Annotated in this window: 17 protein-coding genes; 13 read left to right on the top strand and 4 right to left on the bottom strand. The window is 68.9% G+C overall.

Annotated features, from left to right (window positions below):
• Positions 1-542: phosphoribosylglycinamide synthetase C domain-containing protein (locus G6016_RS17325; RefSeq protein WP_277815163.1), on the top strand; the 542-nt coding region annotated here is incomplete at its 5' end.
• Positions 543-1,037: 495 nt separating this feature from the next.
• Complete coding sequence (locus tag G6016_RS13915; RefSeq protein WP_182633225.1) at positions 1,038-2,957, top strand: calcineurin-like phosphoesterase C-terminal domain-containing protein; 1,920 nt, start codon at positions 1,038-1,040, stop codon at positions 2,955-2,957.
• Positions 2,958-3,045: 88 nt separating this feature from the next.
• On the opposite strand, the gene idi is transcribed toward G6016_RS13915, so the two are convergent.
• Together idi and G6016_RS13905 are read right to left on the bottom strand one after the other, a co-directional pair.
• Entirely contained in the window at positions 3,046-3,621 is a 576-nt protein-coding gene (gene idi / locus G6016_RS13910) for an isopentenyl-diphosphate Delta-isomerase (RefSeq protein WP_182633224.1), read from the bottom strand.
• Positions 3,622-3,671: 50 nt separating this feature from the next.
• Positions 3,672-4,811, bottom strand: a complete 1,140-nt coding sequence (locus G6016_RS13905; protein ID WP_182633223.1) for an acyl-CoA dehydrogenase family protein — start codon at positions 4,809-4,811, stop codon at positions 3,672-3,674.
• 175 nt (positions 4,812-4,986) lie between these two features.
• Between G6016_RS13905 and G6016_RS13900 the strand changes: the two genes are divergently transcribed.
• Both G6016_RS13900 and G6016_RS13895 read left to right on the top strand, forming a co-directional pair.
• On the top strand, positions 4,987-6,663 hold the full coding sequence (locus tag G6016_RS13900; RefSeq protein WP_182633222.1) for an AMP-binding protein: 1,677 nt from the start codon (positions 4,987-4,989) through the stop codon (positions 6,661-6,663).
• A 165-nt stretch (positions 6,664-6,828) separates the two neighbouring features.
• Positions 6,829-8,346, top strand: coding sequence for a family 43 glycosylhydrolase (locus G6016_RS13895; RefSeq protein ID WP_182633221.1), 1,518 nt, complete (start codon positions 6,829-6,831; stop codon positions 8,344-8,346).
• Between the two features lie 10 nt (positions 8,347-8,356).
• Here G6016_RS13895 and G6016_RS13890 read toward each other — a convergent pair whose 3' ends face one another.
• Positions 8,357-8,995 (bottom strand): TetR family transcriptional regulator, encoded by a 639-nt coding sequence (locus G6016_RS13890; protein WP_182633220.1) that lies wholly within the window; start codon positions 8,993-8,995, stop codon positions 8,357-8,359.
• Positions 8,996-9,047: 52 nt separating this feature from the next.
• On the opposite strand from G6016_RS13890, the gene G6016_RS13885 reads away from it, so the two are divergent.
• From G6016_RS13885 to G6016_RS13850, 8 genes are all read left to right on the top strand, one after another.
• Entirely contained in the window at positions 9,048-10,178 is a 1,131-nt protein-coding gene (locus G6016_RS13885) for an Rv3169 family protein (protein ID WP_182633219.1), read from the top strand.
• Entirely contained in the window at positions 10,175-11,173 is a 999-nt protein-coding gene (locus G6016_RS13880; protein ID WP_182633218.1) for a TIGR03617 family F420-dependent LLM class oxidoreductase, read from the top strand. The genes G6016_RS13885 and G6016_RS13880 overlap by 4 nt, the downstream gene beginning before the upstream one ends.
• Positions 11,170-13,752 carry a PEP/pyruvate-binding domain-containing protein gene (locus tag G6016_RS13875; RefSeq protein ID WP_182633217.1) on the top strand — a complete coding sequence of 861 codons (2,583 nt, stop codon included), beginning with the start codon at positions 11,170-11,172 and terminating at the stop codon, positions 13,750-13,752. Before G6016_RS13880 ends, G6016_RS13875 begins: the two co-directional genes overlap by 4 nt.
• Positions 13,753-13,801: 49 nt before the next feature.
• Positions 13,802-14,980 carry an aminotransferase class I/II-fold pyridoxal phosphate-dependent enzyme gene (locus G6016_RS13870; RefSeq protein WP_182633216.1) on the top strand — a complete coding sequence of 393 codons (1,179 nt, stop codon included), beginning with the start codon at positions 13,802-13,804 and terminating at the stop codon, positions 14,978-14,980.
• A 75-nt stretch (positions 14,981-15,055) separates the two neighbouring features.
• Positions 15,056-15,205 (top strand): hypothetical protein, encoded by a 150-nt coding sequence (locus tag G6016_RS13865; protein WP_182633215.1) that lies wholly within the window; start codon positions 15,056-15,058, stop codon positions 15,203-15,205.
• A gap of 111 nt (positions 15,206-15,316) precedes the next feature.
• Positions 15,317-16,258, top strand: a complete 942-nt coding sequence (locus tag G6016_RS13860) for a class-II aminoacyl-tRNA synthetase family protein (protein ID WP_182633214.1) — start codon at positions 15,317-15,319, stop codon at positions 16,256-16,258.
• A gap of 99 nt (positions 16,259-16,357) precedes the next feature.
• On the top strand, positions 16,358-16,501 hold the full coding sequence (locus G6016_RS13855) for a hypothetical protein (RefSeq protein WP_182633213.1): 144 nt from the start codon (positions 16,358-16,360) through the stop codon (positions 16,499-16,501).
• Between the two features lie 174 nt (positions 16,502-16,675).
• Positions 16,676-18,034, top strand: coding sequence for a hypothetical protein (locus tag G6016_RS13850; protein WP_182633212.1), 1,359 nt, complete (start codon positions 16,676-16,678; stop codon positions 18,032-18,034).
• 42 nt (positions 18,035-18,076) lie between these two features.
• Here G6016_RS13850 and G6016_RS13845 read toward each other — a convergent pair whose 3' ends face one another.
• Positions 18,077-20,239 (bottom strand): DUF222 domain-containing protein, encoded by a 2,163-nt coding sequence (locus tag G6016_RS13845; RefSeq protein WP_182633211.1) that lies wholly within the window; start codon positions 20,237-20,239, stop codon positions 18,077-18,079.
• 359 nt (positions 20,240-20,598) lie between these two features.
• On the opposite strand from G6016_RS13845, the gene purB reads away from it, so the two are divergent.
• A partial coding sequence (gene purB, locus G6016_RS13840; protein WP_182633228.1) for an adenylosuccinate lyase occupies positions 20,599-21,901 on the top strand: 1,303 nt, incomplete at its 3' end.

The following is a 21,901-nucleotide window of genomic DNA, read 5'->3' as shown; positions in this document are numbered from 1 at the left end:
TCACCGAGGTGTGTGAGCCCGTCGCCCGCGAGATGGTGGCGCGCGGCTGCGGCTTCTCCGGCCTGCTGTACGCCGGCCTGGCGATCACCTCGAACGGTCCGGAGGTCGTGGAGTTCAACTGCCGCTTCGGCGACCCGGAGACGCAGGCCGTCCTGGCGCTGCTCGAGACCCCGCTCGCACAGACCCTCAATGCCGTGGCCACCGGCACGCTCGCCGAGCAGCCGCCGCTGGTCTGGCGTGACGGCGCGGCCGTGACCGTGGTGCTGGCCGCCGAGAACTACCCGGCCACCCCGCGCCGCGGCGACCTCATCACCGGAGCCGAGCAGCCGGGCGTCCTGCATGCCGGGACCGGCCGCGACGCCGACGGCAACCTCGTCTCCGCCGGCGGACGCGTCCTGTCGGTCGTGGGCACCGGCGCCGATCTGGCCGCCGCGCGTGCCGAGGCGTACCGGATCCTCGACGGCATCGAGCTGGCCGGCGGGCACTTCCGCCGCGACATCGGCCAGGCCGCGGAAGAGGGGCACATCAGCATCCCCGGCTGAACTGGCTCCGTCCGCGGAGGTGCGCTGCGTGTGCTCGCGCCGCGCAGCAAGATCGTGCGCTATCTGCCCATCGCGCCACGATCTGCCCATCTGTTGTCGTCTTGCCCATGTGAGGCTGACCTGCCTAGCGGGCCCGCTGTGCAACTCGGCATCGGATAGGCACGTTGACGAACGATGGGCAGATCAGCCGAACCGCCCCCTTGCGACCCATTGCAACGGATGTAGAGCACCCAGTGCAAAGTCTGGCTTGTCATCCCGCAATCCCGGCGCTCGCACTGGCGGCCTCAATGCCGCTCTTCCCGCCATTGGGTGAGTGGTCCCACTCTGTGGGACCCGAGCCGGTCAGTGCTACGTCAACAACGGATCCTGAGCAGCGGCGAAGAAACGGCCAGTTGCTGTTAAGGTTCCCGACTCCGGCAGGTCGCCGGGAGGGACACCTTCCTCGAATACGTTCTGGAATCGCAAGTGACACAACCAGTTCCACTAGGAGTGGTGATGATTTCCAGAACTGAGAGCGTCGGCCGGGTCCGGCGTTCAGGACGAAAGATCGGCGTGGCCGGCCTGGCAGTGGCGGCCGCGGTCAGCATGAACGCGGCCCCCGCGACAGCTCAGGACGGCGACGCACTGCCTCTCGGCTCGCTTGGCGAAACCGGATCCGCGTCGGGCTCGGCGGGCTCGCTCGGCGACCTGATCCCCGGCGGCCCCTCGACCAACGACGGCCTCTACACCGGTGAAGTCGAGGTGGTCGACGGTGAGGCGGCCGACCCGCAGACCCTGGTCGGTCAGGTCTTTGACGACGCCAACAAGAATTCGCGGATTGACGGTGGGGAAGCCGGCATTCCGGGGGTCAGCGTCTCCAACGGCGTCGACGTGGTGCAGACCGACGACGAGGGCCGCTACGAGCTGCCCGTCCGCGGCGACTTCACCGCGTTCGTCACCCAGCCCGCCGGCTGGCAGGTGCCCGTCGACGAGCAGAACTTCGCGCAGTTCAGCTTCAACCACTACCCGCAGGGCTCGCCGGAGCTGAAGTTCGGCGGACTCGAGCCGACGGGCGACCTGCCGAAGGCCGTGAACTTCCCGATGGCCGCTTCCGAGGCCACGGCCGCTCCGCAGCAGTCCTGCGCCATCGCCTCCGACACCCAGGCCTACGACATGGAGGAGATGGAGTTCGCGCGTGCCGGCGCGATCGCCGACCTCATGTCGCGCGAGGACTACGCGAGCTGCGGCCTGCTGCTCCTGGGCGACAACGTGGGCGATGACCTGGCGCTCAACCCGGAGCTCCGTGCCTCCTATGCCGAGGCCAACGGTCCGGTGCGTGCTCTGCCGGGCAACCACGACATGGATTTCGACGCCGAGACCGCGGCGAACTCGGCCGACACCTACCGTCGTGACTTCGGTGCGCCCTACTACTCCTACGACGTGGGCCAGACGCATTTCGTGGGCCTGTTCAACATCATCTACAAGGGCGCGACCTCAGACGGCGGCAACGGCGGCTACACCGAGGAGATCAGCGACGAGCAGCTCGAGTGGCTGCGCAACGACCTCGCGACGGTGGACAAGGACACGCCGATCGTCGTGGCCGCGCACGCCCCGATCGTCAGCTACACGGGCGCCGTGACGGACAACGCCGCGGAGCTCTACGACATCCTGGCGGAGTACCCGAACGCCGTGACCGTCGGCGGCCACACGCACACGCTCGAGAACCACATCGCGGGCGACAAGCGCGCGGAGTGGGCCGAGGCCGGCATCCCCGAGCTGACCCACGATCAGGTCGTCGCCGGCGCGGTGTCGGGTTCCTGGTACTCGGGCGAGCTCAACGCCGACGGCGTGCCGTACTCCTACACCTCTGACGCCGCGGAGCCGGGCGTGCTGACCTTCGAGTTCGACGGCACCGAGCGCACCGAGTACTACACGGTCCGTGGCGAGCCGCAGGACAAGCAGTTCCTCACCGGCATCAACAGTCCCACCTGGCGCACCTGGGCCGAGGAGGCGCAGCAGTGGCAGGACGACGACAAGGCCGGCGAGGGCCCCGGCCCCATCGCGACCGACACCGTGTCGCTCGAGGACGTCCGCTCCGGCGAGTCCTGGATCTCGAGCAGCTTCTTCGCCGGCTCCACCGCCGCGGACGTGACCTTCTCGCTCGACGGCGCCGACGCCGCGGCCGGCACGCACACCCAGCCGGCCACCGGCGAGGCCCTCAACAAGGGCTGGGAGTTCACCGACCCGGTGTCCGCCACGCACAACCTGTCGAGCAGCGGCGCGATGGCGCAGGCGAGCCCGCACATCTGGCAGCTCGCCCTGCCCACCGATCTCGAGGCCGGCGAGCACACCGTCGAGGTCACGGGCACCGACCGCTACGGCGTGACCTACACCGACACGCTCACCTTCACCGTCGAGGCTGAGGGCACCGCGTAACACCGCACGAGAAAACCCGGGGGGACGACGACGACAACGTCGTTCTCCCGGGGTTCGTGCGCTGCGGCTCGGTGGCCGTACTGATCTCTCAGCGGCTGTAGAGGGCCATCTTGGGGACCTGTGCGACCATCCACGGGCTGAATGCGAACGGGGTGGCGTCGACGGCAGCGCGCACATCCTGCGGCGTGGCCCAGTGGTGGGCGCAGATCTCGTCGGGCCGCGGGTTCAGGTCGGCGCGGATACGGGCGGTGAACACCGGGCAGATCTCGTTCTCCACCACTCCGGAATCGTCCACGGCGCGGTAGCGGAAGTCCGGGATCGCGGGCTCGATCGAGTCGACCCTCGTGCCCAGTTCCTGCTCGGCCCGCCGCACGATCGCCTCCACCGGGTTCTCGCCGGGGCCGGGATGCCCGCAGAACGAGTTGGTCCAGACGCCCGGCCAGGTCAGCTTTCCCAGTGCGCGGCGGGTCAGGAGTACGCGCCCGTCGTCGTCGACGAGGTGACATGAGAACGCCAGGTGCAGCGGGGTGTCCGCAGTGTGGATGACCGCCTTGTCGGCCGAGCCGATGGGCGTGCCCTCCTCATCGAGCAGGACGACGTACTCGGCGGCGCCTGGGTCGGCGGTGCCGGCGCGGGCGGCAGGGGAGTCAGAGTGCGGGGCCATGCCGCCACCATAGGCGCCGCGCCGGCGCCCGGCCCGCCTGCCCGCCCAGCTCAGTTCGTCAGTCCGCGCGCGATCACCAACCGCTGGATCTGGTTGGTGCCCTCGAAGATCTGCGTGATCTTGGCTTCGCGCATGTAGCGCTCGGCCGGGAACTCGCGGGTGTAGCCCACGCCGCCCAGCACCTGGACGGCGTCGGTCGTGACCTTCATGGCGGCGTCGGTGGCGGTGAGCTTGGCGATCGAGGCCTCGCGCGAGTACGGGCGGCCGGCGTCCTTGCGGCGTGCGGCGTCGAGGTAGGTGGCGCGGGCCGAGCCGACGGCGGCGGCCATGTCGGCGAGCAGGAATCCCAGGCCCTGGTGGCCGATGATGGTCTTGCCGAACGCCTCGCGCTCGTTGGCGTAGGCCACGGCGTCGTCGAGGGCGCGTTGGGCGATGCCGGTCGCCACCGCGGCGATCCCCAGGCGTCCCGAGTCGAGCGCGGAGAACGCGATCTTCAGGCCGTCCCCCTCAGCGCCGAGCAGTCGTCCGGCGTCCACGTGCGCGTCTTCGTATGAGGCGGTGGTGGTGGGCACGCCGTTGAGGCCCATCTTGTCCTCGGGCTTGCCGAAGTGCAGGTTCTCGGTCTCCTTGGGGATGAGCAGGCACGAGATGCCGCGTGAGCCCTCGCCGGTGCGCACGAAGGTGTTGTAGACGTCGGCGATCCCGCCGTGGGTGATCCACGACTTGGTGCCGGTCACCACGTAATCGTCGCCGGAGCGCTCGGCCCGGCAGCGCAGCGCGGCGGCGTCGGAGCCGGCCTGCGGCTCGGAGAGGGAGTAGGCGCCGATCTGCTCGCCGGCGAGCATGCCGGGCAGCCACTCGTTCTTCTGCTCGTCGGTGCCGTAGGTGGCCAGCGGGAAGCAGGACAGGCCGTGGACGCTGGTGGCCACGGCGACGGCGGCCCAGCGTGCGCCGAGTTCCTCGAGCACCTGCAGGTACACCTCGTACGGCTGGTCGCCGCCGCCGAACTCCTCCGGGTACGGCAGTCCGAGTAGCCCGACCTCGCCGAGCTGGGCGAACAGCCCCTCCGGGTAGGTGTGGTTCCGCTCGTGCTCGGCGGCGATCGGCTCGAGGAGCTTGTCCGCGACGTCACGCGTCATCTCGAGGAGCTCGTAAGCCTCGTCGGTGGGGAGCAGTCGGTCCACGGCCATGGGGTCCTCCGGATACGTGCGGGAAAGTTGCCTGCGGGTTAGCTGCGAGCAGGGCGGGGTCAATATCCCATTAGAGTGCACCGGCCGCGCCGCGATGTGCCAGCCCCGAAAGCGGGGGTGCCCGTCGGTGGGTGGTGCTGGCGGGCAGCGCCGAGGCGGAGGACAATACTCGGGTATGGCCCAGAACACAGCGTTCGATAACACCGCGTCCGATAACAGCGCGTCCACGCCCCTGTCGCCCGAGCAGCTGCTCGCGATCTACGACATCCCCGGCGCCAGTGCCGCGGAGTTCCTTTGCGACCGGCACGATCCAGACGCCGTGGCCTTCACGATCATCGACGCCGACCTGTCGGGCCGCGACATCACCTACGGCGAGCTGAAGACCGAGTCCGAGAAGGTCGCCGCGGCGCTCGCCGAGCTCGGCGTCTCCGAGGGCGACCGCGTCGCCACCCTGATGTCCAAGTCCGCGGACCTGGTGTTCACGCTCGTGGGCATCTGGCGCCTGGGCGCGGTCCACATGCCGCTGTTCACCGCGTTCGCCTGGCCCGCCATCGAGATGCGGATCACCGGCGGCGACGCAAAGGTGATCATCTCCGACGCCGACCAGCGCGGGAAAATCGAGAAGACCGACGTTCCGGTGGTCGTCGCTGGCCTGGCCGACTGTCCCGAGGCCCGCGAGGGCGACCTCGACCTGGCGACCATCGTCGCGGCGCAGGAGCCCGGCCGTCCCGCCGCCGTGACCGGCCCGAATGCCGGCATGGTCATGCTCTTCACCTCCGGCACCACCGGCACGCCGAAGGGCGTCGTGGTGCCGGTCCGCGCGCTCGCCGCGTTCCACCAGTACATCGAGACCGGCCTGGACGTGCGCGCCGACGACGTGTTCTGGAACGGCGCCGACCCGGGCTGGGCGTACGGCCTCTACTACGGCATCCTCGGCCCGCTGGCCGTGGGCCGCCGCAGCCTGCTGCTGCACGCCCGCTACTCGCCGGAGCTGGCGTTCGCGGTGCTGCAGTACTTCCACGTCACCAACTTCGCCGCCGCGCCCACGGTCTACCGCACGATGCGCGCCAAGGCCGACATCGCCCCGGCGGACGTGACGCTGCGCCGCGCCTCGGCGGCCGGCGAGCCGCTCACGCCCGAGGTCATCGACTGGTCAGTCAAGCAGTTCGGTGTGGAGGTTCGCGACCAGTACGGCCAGACCGAGCACGGCATGTTCATCATCAACCCGTGGCACGACTCGCTGCGCGAGGACGTCCGCCCCGGCTCGATGGGCGTGCCGCTGCCGGGTTGGTCCTGCGCGGTGCTGGCCGCCGACGAGGATGTGCCCGCACCGGTGGGCGAGCTCGGCCGTGTGGCTATCGACGTTCCCGCGAGCCCGCTCATGTGGTTCACCGGCTACCACGAGTCGCCGGAGAAGACCGCCGAGCGGTTCAGCGAGGATGGGCGCTGGTACTACACCGGTGACGCGGCCAAGGTCGACGCTGACGGCCACTTCTACTTCTCCAGCCGCGATGACGACGTGATCATCATGTCCGGCTACCGCATCGGGCCCTTCGACGTGGAGTCCGTCCTGGCGCAGCACCCGGACGTGCTGGAGTCCGCCGTGATCGGCGTCCCCGACGACCTGGCCGGCGAGGTCCTCGAGGCCTACGTCGTGTTGCGGGAGGGGGTCCTACCGGACGGAGTTTTTGACGACGACGACAAGGTCTCCGAACTCCAGAAGTGGGTCAAGACCGAGTTCGCGGCCCACGCGTTCCCCCGCAAGATCCACTTCGCGCGCGAGCTGCCCAAGACCCCCTCGGGCAAAATCCAGCGCTTCCTCCTCCGCAAGGAGCGCGCCGGACAGAACTGAGCGCGCCGAACAGAGCTGAGTGACGCGGCGGTGAGACGTGGCGACCGGCGCTGAAACCGCCGCGATGCCGATGCCGCTGTGACGCAAGTAGCGCAGTGAGGCGAGTAGCGCCCTGAAATTAAGGAAGGCTCACACTTCCTGGTCCGGGGCGTTACGTTTACGCCCATGAGCTTCACTGCGAGTGCCCGGTATCTCGTGTCCGCGACTGTCGTCGCCGTCGTACCGTCGCTCATCGCGGCATGCGTCGCGGCGCCCGCCGCGGTGGCCAACCCCGTGATCTCCTCGGTCGCCCCCGACCCCTCGCTCGTGCGCGGCGCGGACGGCGCGTTCCACGTCTACGCCACCTCCGACGACTGGGGCGACGGCGCCGGGGCCCGCCTCCTCCCGCACTTCCGATCCTTCGACCTGGTGGAGTGGGAGTACGTCGGCGACGCGGTCCCCGCGAGCCCCGCCTGGGCCCCACCCGGCTCGTTCCTGTGGTCGCCGGACGTCCACATCTCCGGCGCCGGCGCCGTCATGTACTACTCGACCGGCGGCGACAAGCCCTGCATCGGTCGCGCCACCGCGCCCGGCATCGAGGGGCCGTGGACGCACGACGATGCGCCGGTCGTCTGCCACGGTGACTATCGCGGCGAGCTGCTCGACCCCATGGATCCCGAGGTCGTGTTCACCGACAGCGGGCCCGTGATGCTCATGGGCAACTTCGAGGGCATCCACGCCGTCCCCATGAACACCGCCGGCACCGCCCTCGACGGCGACCCTGTACGCATCGCCGGGACAGGTGTAGAGGCGCCGGCCGTTGTTGCGCGCGACGGGTACACGCACCTGTTCACCAGTGCTGGCCTGTGCTGCGACGGCGAGGCGTCCCAGTACCGTGTGCTCGCCGGCCGCGCCGAAGCTCTGATGGGCCCGTACGCGACCCGCACCGGTGATCCGCTCTTGGACCGCCTCGCCGGGGACGTGATCCTGCAGGGCAACGACGACTGGGTAGGTCCCGGGCACGTCGATGTGGCCACCGACGACGCCGGCCAGGACTGGATGATCTACCACGCCGCGCCCCGCGGCAGCGCCGTGATGCCGAACGGATTGCAGCGGCGCTACATGATGCTCGACCGTCTGAGCTGGGAGACCGTGCCCGGAACCGAGGGCACGTGGCCGGTGGTAGGCGGCGGCACCCCGACCACCGACCGCGCGGCCGATCCGGTGGTGACGCTGCCGGTGCGGCTCACCGCGGTAGGGGACGTGAGCCTTAGGCCTGGCGGTGGCAGCAATGACGGTAGTAGCAACGACGACGGCGACGTTCTCGATCTCTCCGTGCGGGTCGATTCCACCGGTTTCGCCTACAGCGGCGAGCTGTCCGCCACGATCACCGGGCCAGGCAAGCAGCGACTGCCGCTGCAGTTCGTGGTCGACTCGAAGGAGGGTGGCGCCGGGCTGGGCGTGGGGTCGGTACCGGTATCTGTCTCGTCCGGCGGATCCCTCACCCCGTCGTTCGCGCTGCGTTCTGCGGCGCGGCTGGCGCCGGGACGGTACGAGCTGGTGGTTTCGATCGGACAGGGTGCTGTATCTGCTGGCGTCCCCGCTGCGCAGGAGCTCGCGGTGTTTGGGCTGGAAGTCGCCGGCGACGGTTCGCTCTCGCTCGGCTCGGGCGCTCTAGGGTCGGCGCCGCTTGGCTCGCTCTGAGCCGCCCGGGCTACGTGCCGGGGGCCCAGCGGCCCGTGATCATCTCGGTTAACTCGTCCACCCAGGCGTCGTCGAGCGCGGCGTCTCGGCGGACGAGGATGCGGAAGATGGCGGTGCCAGCGACCACCTCGGCGAGCATCGGTAACTCATCGTGCTGGTGTCGCGTCTGGCCGAACCGCGATTCGAACGCGGGCAGGTTCCCGGTCAGGCGGGCGATCATCCGGCGGTGCAGCGAGGGGTCGGCGACCGTGTCGGCGATCAGGCCGGGCAGAGCTGCTCGCACCTCCGGTCGGTCGAATATCGCGCGGACGGTCTCGACCAGGGCTCTGATCTCACTGCCGGCCGCGCCGCCGTCCCTGCTGCAGTCCTCGCCGCCGTGCGAGCCGTCGAACTCGCGCGCGGGGATCGCGTCGGCGGACAACACCGCCTCGTGGACAAGTTCGGCCTTGCCCGACCAGCGCCGGTAGAGGGCGGCGGTGGTGGTCCCGGCATGGGCGGCGATCGCGGACAGTGACAGGGAGGCGTAGCCGGTGTCCAGGATCAGTTCCCGGGTGGCCGAGATGATCGCAGCGTCGATCCTGCCGTCGCGCGGTCGGCCAGGAGCGGACTTGGCCGATCTCCTGCCGGACTCATGCGCGTCTGCTGTCATGAACACACCATAGTTCCGATGCAGCGTGCATCGTATTGCCAGGGAGAGTGCCATGCAGCTCAGCCCGCTCGACGAATACCCGATCCACCAGACGCCCGCGCCGGTCACGTGGCCGGCCACGTCAGACCGAAATTTCTACGACCGGTCGTACTTCAACGTGCTCGACCGCCAGGGCCGCTTCATGGTGCTGACCGGGATCGGCTACTACCCGCGACTGGGCGTCAAGGACGCCTACTTTGTCGTGCGCCGCGGCGACACACAGACCGCGGTCCACCTCAGTGATGCGATCGACGACGACCGCCTCCGGCCGAACGTTGGCGGCTACCGGCTCGAGGTGATCGAACCGCTACAGGAGCTGCGCCTGACACTGGAGCGCACCGAGGGGATCGCCGCAGACCTGACGTGGCGCGGGCTGTTCCCCGCCGCCATGGAGGAGCCGCACGCGATGCTCACCGACAGGCGGGTGACGCTGCAGGCCAGCCGCTTTGCCCAAGTCGGCACGTGGGAGGGGTGGATAGAGGTCGACGACGAGCGGCTGGAGGTCACGCGCTCCTCGTCGATCGCAGCCCGGGATCGCTCATGGGGCATCCGCCCGGTGGGCGAGGCTGAGCCGCCGGGACGGCCGGACGCCGCGTTCCGGGGCATGTGGTGGCTGTATCTCCCTTTGGCCTTTGACGATTTCCAACTTTTCCTCATCCTGCAGGAGGATCCCGACGGCCATCGCAGCCTGTATGACTGCACACGCCGCTGGCGGGACGGACGCGTCGAGCAGCTCGATGGGGTGCGCGTCCGCCTGGACTATCGCGCAGGCACGCGGATCCCGACGGGAGCGCACGTGCAGTTCATGAACCGCGCCGGCGAGCAGATCCGGCTGGACGTGGAGTCCCGGTTGTTCGCGCCGATCGCGTTTGGTTCCGGGTACGGAGGCGACTCCTCGTGGGCGCACGGCAGCTGGAAGGGCGAGGGGTTCACCGAACGCGTGAGCTACGACCTGACCGATCCCGCCGTCATGGCCGGGGCGGCGTTCAGCCTCATCGACCACGTCGGCCACGCGGTCTGCACCGAGGCCGACGGCACCACGCGTGAGGGCGCGGGCCTGTTCGAGCACGGTGTGATCGGCCCACACCACCCGTCGGGCTTCACCGACTGGACCGACGTGGCGGGCCAGGAGGCGCAGGCATGAAGGTCATGACGGCACTGTTCGGCCCCACCGACGCGGCCCACCGCGCGGAGGTACTCAAGGAGGCGGGCGCGTCCGGGGTGTTCACGTTCGAGGGCCCGCACGACGTGTTTACCCCGCTGGTGCTCGCCTCACAGGTTCGGGGCCTCGACGTGATGTCCAACGTGGCTATCGCGTTTCCCCGCAACCCCATCCAGCTGGCTCACCAGGCCCACGACCTGCAGAATCTCAGCGAAGGCCGGTTCATCCTGGGCCTGGGCACCCAGGTGCGGGCGCAGATCGAGAAGCGCTACGGCGCCGAGTTCGACCGCCCGGTCGAGCGGATGACGGAGCTGGTCGGCGCGCTGCGCGCAATCTTCGACACCTGGGCCACCGGCGAGCGGCTGAACTTCCGCGGCGAGTACTACCGGCACACGCTCATGACACCGACCTTCGTGCCGCCGCCCAGTCCGTACGGCGCGCCGCCGATCTACCTGGGCGCGCTCGGCCCGCGGCTGACCCGCGCCGCCGGCGAGGTGGCCGACGGCCTACTGGTGATGCCGTTCGGCTCGAAGAAGTACCTCCACGAGTCGACGATGCCGGCCGTGCGCGCGGGACTCGCCGCCTCCGGTCGCAGTGAGGCCGACTTCGAGGTGGTGCCGGAGGTGATCGTCTCCGTGGCGACCGGGCGGGACGACGACCACCTCTCGACCCGCCGGCTGTTGGCGTTCTACGGCTCCACTCCGGCGTATAAGCCGGTGCTGGACGCGCACGGCTGGGGCGATCTCCAGCCCGAGCTCAACGCCATGTCCAAGCAGGGTCGGTGGCAGGAGATGTCGTCGCTCATCACCGACGAGATCCTGCACACCATCGCCGCCTGCGGCACCCCGGCCGAGGTCGCCGCGCACGTGCGTGACCGGGTCCACGGTATCTCCGACAGGCTCTGCCTCTATCAGACCGGCCCGATCGCGACCGACGCACTGGCCGAGATCGTCGACGCGCTGGGCGACGACCGATGACCGCCACCCCGCACAGCGCCTCGGCCCAGAACACCGGCCCGCACAGAGCTACGCCCAGGACTGTCGAGTTCGAGCAGGTCACCGACGACAGTTACGGCGGCAAGGCCGCGGGACTGGCCGAACTTCAGCGCCTCGGCCTGGACGTCCCGCCGGGATTCGTCATCGCGGATGCGGCGGCGGACCTCGTCGTCGTCGACACCACCCGGTGGTTCACCCGCATGGCCGAGGCCGGCGCGACGTCGGTCGCCGTGCGCTCGTCGGCGGCGGGGGAGGACGGCGCGCAGCAGTCGTTCGCCGGCCAGTACGACACGGTGCTCGGCGTGGACACCGCCGAGGGGTTCGCCGACGCGATCCGCGCCTGCGTCGAGTCCACCCGCTCGCGCCGGGCGGCGGCCTACGGCGGTGGCGCCCCACCCGCGATGCACCTGGTGGTGCAGCAGATGGTCGACGCGCGCGCCGCCGGTGTGGTGTTTACCGCGGACCCAACGACCGCGCGCCGCGACCTCATAGTGATCGACGCTGTGGCGGGGCTCGGCGATGCGCTCGTCGACGGCACGACCTCGCCCGAGCACATCGTCCTGGACGCCGGTGGCGCGGTGGTTGTGCGCGAGGCTGGTGAGGATAGGGGCGGCGACGACCGCGACGATTGGGGCGACGACGACCGCGATGACCGCGACGACGACAACGACGACGACGAGGCGCTCCTGTCGCCCGAGGAGATTTCCGCGATCCGGTCGGGCGCCCTGGCCGCGGCGCGACACTTTGGCCGTCCGATGGATCTCGAGTGGGCGATCGACATGTCGGGCAGGCTCTGGTGGCTGCAGGCCAGGCCGATCACGACACTGCCTGCCGACCTCGGCGAGATGGACTCTCCGCTCGCCGGCCCGGATCACGTGTACACGCGCTGCAACATCGGCGAGATGATGCCGGGGGCGTTCTGCCCGCTCACCGCGTCGGTGTCCGGCTTCGCGATCGACTACGCGATGCAGATGATCCAGGTCGTGGCCCGCGCCCAGCCGAGTTATGACCAGCCCTGGCTCCAGGTGGGCTACTTCTCCGGTCACATGTTCCTCAACCTCACCGAGGGCACGGCACTGAGCTCGGGCCTCGTGGGCAATTCGCTGGAGCAGTTCTCCACGTCGATCTGCGGCCGTGTGGTGGAGGAGCTGGTCCCCAAGCCGCCGAAGCCGTTCCTACGCAGGCTGACCAACACCATCCGGCTCTCCACTCACGCCTTGTCGGCAGGGCCGGCGATCCGGCGGCTCGAGCGGCAGATCGCCGAGTGGGAGGTCCCCACCGGTGACGACCCGCGGCAGGTGCTGGCGCAGCTCGAGGACGGCGTCGAGCTGTACTGCCACGTCACCCTGACCCACGTGCGCTCGTCCTCCCGCGCGGCGGTGGCGGCCAACATTCTCGAGAGCGTCCTGATGCGGCAGGCCGTGCAGGACGGTCGAAGTGAGGACGACGGCCGCGCCGAGGCCACCCGCCTCATGGCCGGCGCCGCCGACGTCGAGAGCGCGATGATGCTCGAGGAGTTGGATTCGGTGGCCCGGGCCACCGCGGCCGACCCGGCGACCGCCGAGGCGTTCCTCGCGGCGGACCCTGCGGACGCGCTCACCGCCCTGCGGGCCTCGGGCAGCGTGAGTGGGCAGGCGCTACGGCGGTTCCTGACCCGCCACGGCCATCGCGGCTACCGAGAACTATGCATGCGAGACCCGTCCTGGGCCGAGGATCCGGAGGGGCTCGGCTCGATGATGCAGGTGATGGTCCGCTCGGTCGGCCACTCTCGTGACCTGACCTCGAACGACTCGGCCGCGCAGGGCTCTACTTCGCACGACCAAGGCCCGGCGATGACTCCCGCCGATGAACCCGGCTCGCCAGTCATCCGGACGCTCGCCCGCCTGGCCCGTGGCGGCGCCCGGGGGAGGGAAGAGACCAAATCCAAGATGGCGTTGATGGCCCATTCGCTCAAGCTGGGCTACCGCCACCTCGGCGAGGTGTTGGCCGCGTCCGGGCAGCTGCCGGACGCGGACCTGGTGTTCTTCTTTGACCGCGCCGAGCTGGCACTGGTCGTGGGGCGGGGCGGCGTTGAGGCGGGTGATGTGGACGGCCTCGGGCCGGAAGAGCTCACACAGAGCGCGCTCACACGGCGGGATGCACTCGCCTACCAGGACGCCCTGGAGTTCCCCGATGTCTCTGTCGGCCGACCGTCCGCGCTCGTCGCCCGGCCGCCCCGCGAGGCAGCTGGTGGGGAGATCGTCGGTCGCCCGGCTAGCCGCGGCTCCGTGGAAGGAGTCGTGCGCGTGGCGCGGTTGATCGTTGACGCCCGCGATGTGCAGCGGGGAGAGATTCTGGTCGCGCCCGTCACGGACGTCGGCTGGACGCCGTACTTCACGGTGATCGGAGCTCTGGTTACTGACATCGGCAGCTCGGTCTCGCACGGCGCGGTGGTCGCCCGTGAGTATGGCCTGCCCTGCGTGGTCAACACTCTGGTCGCCACGCAGGTGCTGAAGACCGGGGACCGGGTCCGCGTGGATGGCGACCGCGGCGTGGTCACCAGGCTCGACCATCCCCACTGATCTCATGCGGGTCCTTGCCCCGCGGTGATCGGACGCTAGCGTCTTGGGCATGTCTGTGATCCGCGAACCGTCCCGCCGTTCGGCCGTCGAGCCGTTCCACGTCATGAGCGTCCTGGCCGCCGCGGCCCGCCGGCAGGAGACCCACGGAGACGTGATCTCCCTGTGCGCCGGGCAGCCCTCGACCCCCGCACCCGGCCCGGTGTTGGCGGCCGCGCATCACGCACTGGACACCGAGATCCTCGGCTATACCGAGGCGCTCGGCATCCGCCCGCTGAGGGAAGCGATCGCGACGTACCACCGGCAGCGGGACGGCATTCGGGTGTCGGCCGACGACGTCGTCGTCACCACTGGTTCCTCCGGCGGCTTCACGGTGCTGTTCCTGGCCGCGTTCGACCCCGGCGACGTGGTGGTCATGGCGCGGCCGGGGTACCCCGCCTACCGCAACACCCTCCAGGCGCTGGGGTGCGACGTGCGCGAGATCGCCTGCGGGGCCGACACCCGATACCAGCCCACGGTCGCCCAACTCGAGGCGGTGACCGCCGAGCTCGGGCACGCGCCCGCCGGGCTGATCGTGGCCAGCCCCGCCAACCCGACCGGCACCATCATCGGCGCCGACGAGCTGGCCGAACTCGCGCGGTGGTGCTCCGCGAACGGCACCCTCCTGATCAGCGACGAGATCTACCACGGCGTCACCTACGGCCGCGAGTGCGCGAGCGCGTGGCAGACCAGCCGCGACGCCGTGGTGATGGGGTCGGTGTCCAAGTACTTTTCGATGACCGGCTGGCGGATCGGCTGGATGCTGCTGCCCGAGTACCTGCGCGACCCCGTCGACCGGCTGATCGGCAACCTCACCATCTGCCCGCCCGCCGACGCGCAGTTCGCGGCCGTCGCCGCCTTCACCCCCGCCTCCGCCGCCGAGCTGGACGGGCATGTCGAGCGGTACGCCCGCAATCGCGAGCTCGTGCTGCGCCGGTTGGGGGAGCTCGGCGTGGGAGAGATCGCCCCGCCCGACGGCGCCTTCTACGCCTACTTCGACGTCTCGCGCTGGACCGACGACTCCGTCGCCTGGTGCGCCGAGATCCTCGAGCGCACCGGCGTCGCGCTGACTCCCGGCGTCGACTTTGACACCGTCGACGGCCGCCACACCGTCCGGCTCAGCTTTGCCGGCGGCACCGAGGAGATCGCCGAGGCCCTGGACCGGCTGGAGGCCATGCTGGTGACGCGGTGAGAGTCTCCTGATCGGGGTTCACATCGCGGCGGACACGTGTCTACCGTGATGGCTCGCCCGACGATAGGAGGACCCGTGCTCGATCCGCGCCTGCCGCTGCTGTCCATCGGCAACCTGCTCAGTCCCATGGAGGACTACCCCAGCAAGTCGTTCGAGGAGTTGCTGCCCCTCGTCATCGGGGACGTCGTTTCGGCATCGGTCAACATCATGAGGTCCTCGCTGTAGACCTAGCCACTGGCGTCGCGTTGATGCGAGGTTCGTTCACGCGGCGTTCGTTCACGGGGCGTTCGTTCGGTGGATGACCCGTGGGGCCGATGAGACCCTTACCATCGGTTCATGTCTGACCAGCAGTTCGCGCCCCCGCCCGCTCCCGCTGGACCTCCGGCGGTGCGCGGATTCAAGCCGGACATCATGGGGACGGCACTGCTGTTGGTGATTTACTGCGTGGGGCAGACGCTCGTCGCATGGATTTTCATGGATGCCGACACACTGGCCGAGCAGGCCCAAGGGCTCAGCTTCCTTTCCGATTCGAGCGCCTACCGGTTCGTCCTTTTGATCATGAACCTGGCCTACGATGGCGTCGCGGCTATCGGGTTCATCGTGTGCATCCTCATCTTTGGGGTGAGGGGCAGAAAACTCGTCAGCGTTGCGCCATTGGTTCTTCTTCTCGCCCCGATACTGTTCGAGCTTCTCGTCAATGTGGCGGAGTGGCTACCCGGCTCGAGCATGTTGGCGATCAGCGTGCTGTGGGGTCTCACCTCCGGGGTTGCCTACGGAGTCGCCCTGGCCGCATGGGCTTACGGCTTCGGCCGGTCGATCGCCGGAGTGATTCTGGCGGGCTGTCTCGGGGCGGTCGCGCTGACGGCTTTCCGATTCGTCGCAGCCGAGTGGATGAGCCAGTTACTAGTAGAGATGCCAGGTATCGATCGCGGCTTCGCGGCCATGGTTGTGGTCGACATCGTCGGTTACGCGTTGGTGATGGTCGGGGTGATCGCACTGTCGTGCGTCGTTGGGCCCGGACTGGCGCGCGCACCGATCGCAACCGGGCCGAACTACTCGCCGAATTCTGCGCCGTTTCCGGGGCAGTATCCAGGGCAGTCTGGACCGCAGTATCCGCACGGCGCGCAGGCAGGCTTCGGGCAGCCGCAGTACGGGCAATCGCAATACGGGCAGCCGCCGGCGGCACCGCCGCGGTACGAAGCGGGCGGCCCCGAGTCGGGACAATCCTGGGAGAGTGGCGACGGTGGCCAGGGTGAATCCGGCGGCGCTTCTACCTAGGCGCTTCTGACTAGTGGGTGCGGCCTGGCCGGTGCCGTGACCGGCGCCTGCCCTGTGATGGGCCACACAAAGCGGGGGATTCTGTCCTATTCTCAGCGAATGGGTTCCGCAGAGATCATCACCATCGGCGTCTACATCCTCCGGCCGTGGCTCCTGCTGCAGGCGCCGCTGACCATCGATCAGGTGTACGTCAACGCCGCCGACATCATCAACGGTTCGAGCGGAGGCTCGATCATCTCGTGATGATCCGGTGCACCGCCTGATCCGGACCTCTCGCCAACGGCGGGATTACCGGAATCTCGGAGCTTGTAGGGACATCCATGCCGGGTGCTCACGGCATACGATGCTCGCGTGGATTACCGGGCCGGTTCAGCAACAAGGCAGTATTCGCCAGCGGTAACCGTGGGCAGGCGGGCGGTGTCGCATGTCCGCGAGGCCGTGGCGATCGGGATCATGTTCGTCACGTGGGGAGTGCTCACTCCGTTCTTTCACCTGATTTATCGCGGCATCAATCGCGGTAGGGACGAAGGCGCGTTCGTCGAGGCGTTCGCTCTCGCCGTGTGCGCGCTGCTCATCGGTCTGCTCGGGGCGACTGGCCGGAGGTGGATCGCGGTCCTTCCGGCACTTCTTTCGCTCCACCAGGTGGCGATTGGTCTGCACTGGGCGAATGACCTCGACAAGCTCAAGTACGGATGGATGTTCGTGAACGCGCCGATCCGAGGTGGTTGGTTCGAGCCATACAGTCCAGAAGCCGTCGTGATTCTCGGTGTGGCAGCGGTGGCCTGGGCATACGGGTTCGGACGGCGGCCCTGGGGCCTGGTACTCGCCGGGGTGACGGCGTTGGTCCTGTTGTCCGGGCGCTCCATCGCGTTCACGGTCATGGCCGACCAGAAGCGGTCGCTCCGCAGTCCGGGCGTTCAGGACTGGTGGTCGGCCCCGATTGAATCAGCGCTGCTGTACATGTCGGCGGCGGTGATCTTCCTTCTCGTGATCGGCGCGGCCACCCTGGCCGGGAGCTCGGCGTTGAGGATTGACGCGTCTGGTCGGGTTGAGGATCCGGATAGTGGGCCCCGAGGTGGGACCATTGCGGCGGTGTTCGGTCTAGCGGCGATACTCTTCGTCGTCACACATCTAGGGCCGATTTTCACAACGGCCTTCTTCGAACAGCTCCTGCTGACCATCGTGGTGATCGGGGCGATCATCTCTGCGCGAGATCGTCGGGTCCCGGTGGCGATCGCGGCCGCGCTGGTCTGGGTCTACCTTTTCCTCTGGACCTCACTGCCGGCGGTGATCAACGGCTCCGCATTACGTGGCGAGTGGCCCTTCGTTGATCGCATCGTTCCCGACGATCCCTCGAGCGTCGACCTGTTCCTCTTCCGCCTGGTGGACGGCGTTCCGATACTCGTGGGTGTCGCGCTGGTCTGGGCACTATTGCGCTGCCGTCGGATCGTCGATGCGGCATTGGCCACGGGCATCATCGCGGTGTCACTGGGCATGCTGACGGGACTCGCGATTATGGTCCGAGCGCTGGTCACCGAGGTCGTGTCCGCCGTCGACATTTCCATGGGCTACGTGGAATACCAGCTCGTTTACGGAAGTATGAACGTGCTGACGAGCGCCGCGGAAGTGGCTGTGATCGCTGGCGTCGTGTACCTATTCTCCCGACGACCCGAAAACGGCCAGGAGTCGGCGGGTGCGCCCGGTGCGCCCGCGGTCCCGGCGCAGGTGTCGCAGCAGCCTTACGGCCAGGGGCAGTGCGGAGGGGCGGCCCGATAGCTTCCTGACCAGGTCTGAGCCGAACAGGCTTGGACAGAACAGCTAGAACGGCGGCGGATCGAAGAGGTCCACGAGGGCATCCCTGAGGGCTCGTTCGACGGCGCTGTCCTCATTGATTTGCGGGTGCACGGGCATGAGCTCAGGCTCAGACTCGGTCTCCGTCTCGGACTCGGCTTCCGCCTCGGGGTCAACCTCGGGCTCAGGTTGGGGCTCGGGCTCGTCGACCGGGAAGCTGGGGTAGACGGGGTACCGGTGCCTATTGTCTGACCACCAGCGGCTGCCGCGGCGTTGGCGCAGGTTGAAGATGCAGTTGTGCCGGGCGATGTGAATGGTGGTGCCGTTGGGGCCGGGCCTGGCCTCGACGATCGGGCCCCCATCCTCGCCGGTTGCCCGGATGTCGGGAGGAAAGTCCATAAAGTCCCTCGCACGTGCAGTGTTGCGTGCCTTCCGGACTGCTTCCCGCTTCTCATGGGCGAAACGGTCGGCGATATTGCTGGCCCGATTGCGTTCGCGCCTCGCATGACGGCGGGCATCTCGACGGGACATCGCGGTGCGGCTGGCGTGCTCGTCCGAGTCGGCCCCTCCTGCGGCGGCCGCACGCCCCGGGTCGGGGCTGCGGCGTTGCTGCTGGTTCCACGCCTCAGCTTCAGCGCGGGTCTCTTCGCGGCGATACGCGGCGAGGGGTCCGTTGGGCCGGGTGACCGTGACATGCCCCTCCGGGGAGGTCATGATCAACGTGCCGTCGGGTTCCATTGTGTAGTCCCAGCCGCTGTGGGTCTTGAACTTGTGATGCTCGCGGCACATGCCGGCCATGTTCCATTCGACGGTCAGGCCGCCAGCACTCGGATCGTCGTGGTTGAACGGCACGACATGGTCGAGATCACAGTCCTCAACAGGCATCATGCACCCGGGGTGACGGCAGGTGCCATCGCGCAGACGGATGCGTCGGGCAAGTGCGGCCGAGGGGCGGTAGCGAATCGCGGCGTCCGGGTCGTCTGCGGCTCCGAGCCCCGGATCGATGTGTTCAAGTGAGGCGCCGCTCGAACTCTTGAGCAGGTCGAGCAGGGCTTGCAGAGCCGCTTCGCCGGTCCGGGCGAACTCCACCTTCGCATCATCGTTACTGCCGAACGGCGCGATGACGGTGACCTTCGGTCGCAGGATCAGCCCGCCGGAGCGTGAGTCGGTTCCCGTGCTGCCGGTCCCCGTGCTTCCGGGGCTCGCGGGGGAGTCCGTCCCCACACCTGAATCGGCGGTATCCGCGTCGTCGCTGGTGTCGGTGTTGCTGGGGGAGCCGCTGGGGTCGGGATCGTGGTTGGGGCCGGCGGCTGAGCCGCTGAGATCCGAGTTGTCGTCGTCGGGATCGTTGTCGGGGCCGGCGGAGAAGTCGTCGGCGGCATCGCCACAGACCGACGACATCAGGGCGTCCGCGCGGCGTTGCGAGCGTGCGTACTCGCGATCAGAATCCGCAGAACCAGAGAAGGGGGCATCGGAGGCGGGGGCATCGGAGTCGGGGGCGTCGGAGCTAGACGCGGCGGAGGCGGCTGCAGCTGCGGCGGCCTCCTCCTCGGCGGCTTTGGTGGCGGCCATCTTGGCTTCCAGCGCCTCTGCGAGGACTGCGGCTTCCTCATTGAGGAGGTAGGCGGAGAGCGTTGACATGCCGTCGCGGCCCTTCCTGATCCACGCGCCGCGCTCGCGCTTGGTCTCGGACTTGCGCCTGCGTACCCCGTCTTGGTCGTGCTTGGTGATGATCTCGTCGGCGCGGTCGCGAATGGCCTTGTTCCCCGGGCGCTCGCCGGCCTCGACCTTCGCCAGGTAATCGTCAACCACCTCTTGCTGCACGCGCGGCAGCACATCCAAGTCGACATGTGACAGTTGCTGCGCCAGGATCCTGCCCTCGGCATCACTGAGGCGGCCCTCTTGCATGGCGGACAGGATGGCCGGGTACAGGTTGTGGAGGTCCCAGGCGGCGCAGATCAGCGCCTTCGCCAGGCGCGTGGAGATCGGGAACATGGCCACCACATAGCCGGTCGCCATGACCAACGGGTCCACGACGGCATACCCGGGCCGCGGCCGGAGCGGATCGTCAGCGCAGTCCGGGTGCTCGATGCATTCGACCATCACCTCATACGCCGCGACGTAGCGCGTGGCGGCTGCGCGGTTCTCGGCTTCCCAACCCGCGCGAAGAGCGGTCGCAGCATACGACACCGTGCTCTCATCACTGCTCGAGGAGGCGGGGGCGGGGCGGCCAGGGGGGCGATCGGCGGCATCGGCCATGACGTTCCCCCTTCCGTCGCGCCCCGTATAACAGTGTTTCGAAGTCGTGTTCTAGTCTACGTACGCACTTTCGATACCGCAAGGATAAGTTTGAGAAATTCTGTGCCCATAGTGCGGACTCCGGGACGCAGGCGGAAGTGCGGGCTCAATGGGGTTGGAGCGCGCCCGAACCGCTTCCACACGACGATTCCGAAGGGGTGTCGGACCGTCATGAGAGAATCAGCATCGTGACCACGCCAAGCACTCAGCCAAGCACTCAGCCAAGCACCCGGCCAAGCTCCAAGCCCCGCATTTCAAACGTCCTCGCCTCGCGCTACGCGAGCGCCGACCTGGCCACGCTGTGGTCCGCCGAGTACAAGATCGTGCTCGAGCGCCAGCTGTGGATCGCGGTCCTACGGGCACAGCGTGACCTGGGGATCGATTTGCCGGACGGCGTGATCGAGGCGTACGAGGCGGTGCTCGAGCAGGTTGACCTGGACTCGATCGCCGACCGCGAGCGCGTCACCCGCCACGACGTGAAGGCGCGGATCGAGGAGTTCAACGCCCTCGCCGGCCACGAGCACATCCACAAGGGCATGACGAGCCGCGATCTGACGGAAAACGTCGAGCAGCTCCAGGTGGTGCGCTCGCTCGAGCTGATGCGCGACCGTGCCGTCGCCGCGGTGCGCCGCCTGGCCGAGCACGCCGCCGCCCAGCGCGACACGGTCATGGCCGGCCGGAGCCACAATGTCGCCGCGCAGGCCACGACGCTGGGCAAGCGTTTCGCCTCCGCCGCCGACGAACTGCTGGTGGCGCTGGAGCGCGTGGAGTCGCTGCTCGAGCGCTACCCGCTGCGCGGCATCAAGGGCCCCATGGGCACCGCGCAGGACATGCTCGACCTGCTCGACGGCGACCCCACCCGCATGGCCGAGCTCGAGCAGCGCGTCGCCACCCACCTCGGCTTCGCCCGCACCTTTGACTCGGTGGGGCAGGTGTACCCGCGCTCGCTGGACCACGAGGTCGTCTCCGCGCTGGTGCAGCTCGGTGCGGGCCCGTCGTCGCTCGCGCAGACCATCCGCCTGATGGCCGGCCACGAGCTGGTCACGGAGGGTTTCCAGCCGGGGCAGGTCGGCTCGTCGGCAATGCCGCACAAGATGAACACCCGGTCCTGCGAGCGGGTTAATGGCCTGCAGGTCGTGCTGCGCGGCTACGGCTCCATGGCCGCGGAGCTGGCCGGCGCGCAGTGGAACGAGGGCGATGTCTTCTGTTCTGTGGTGCGCCGCGTCGCGCTGCCGGATGCGTTCTTCGCGCTGGACGGCATGCTCGAGACGTTCCTGACGGTCCTCGACGAGTTCGGCGCCTACCCGGCAGTCATCGACAAGGAGCTGCAGCGCTACCTGCCGTTCCTGGCCACCACCAAGGTGCTCATGGCCGCGGTGCGCGCGGGGGTCGGCCGCGAGGTCGCGCATGAGGCCATCAAGGAGAACGCGGTGGCCGTGGCGCTGGCGATGCGCGAGGAGGGTCGCGAGCCCGACCTGCTCGATCGTCTCGCCGCCGATGAGCGGCTGCCGCTCGACCGCGCGGCGCTGGAGGAGGCGCTGGCCGACCGCGCCG

Origin of the sequence: Dietzia aerolata (assembly GCF_014144865.1) — a bacterium.
Classification (GTDB): Bacteria; Actinomycetota; Actinomycetes; order Mycobacteriales; family Mycobacteriaceae; genus Dietzia; species Dietzia aerolata.
This window is presented reverse-complemented; position numbering and strand designations above follow the sequence as displayed.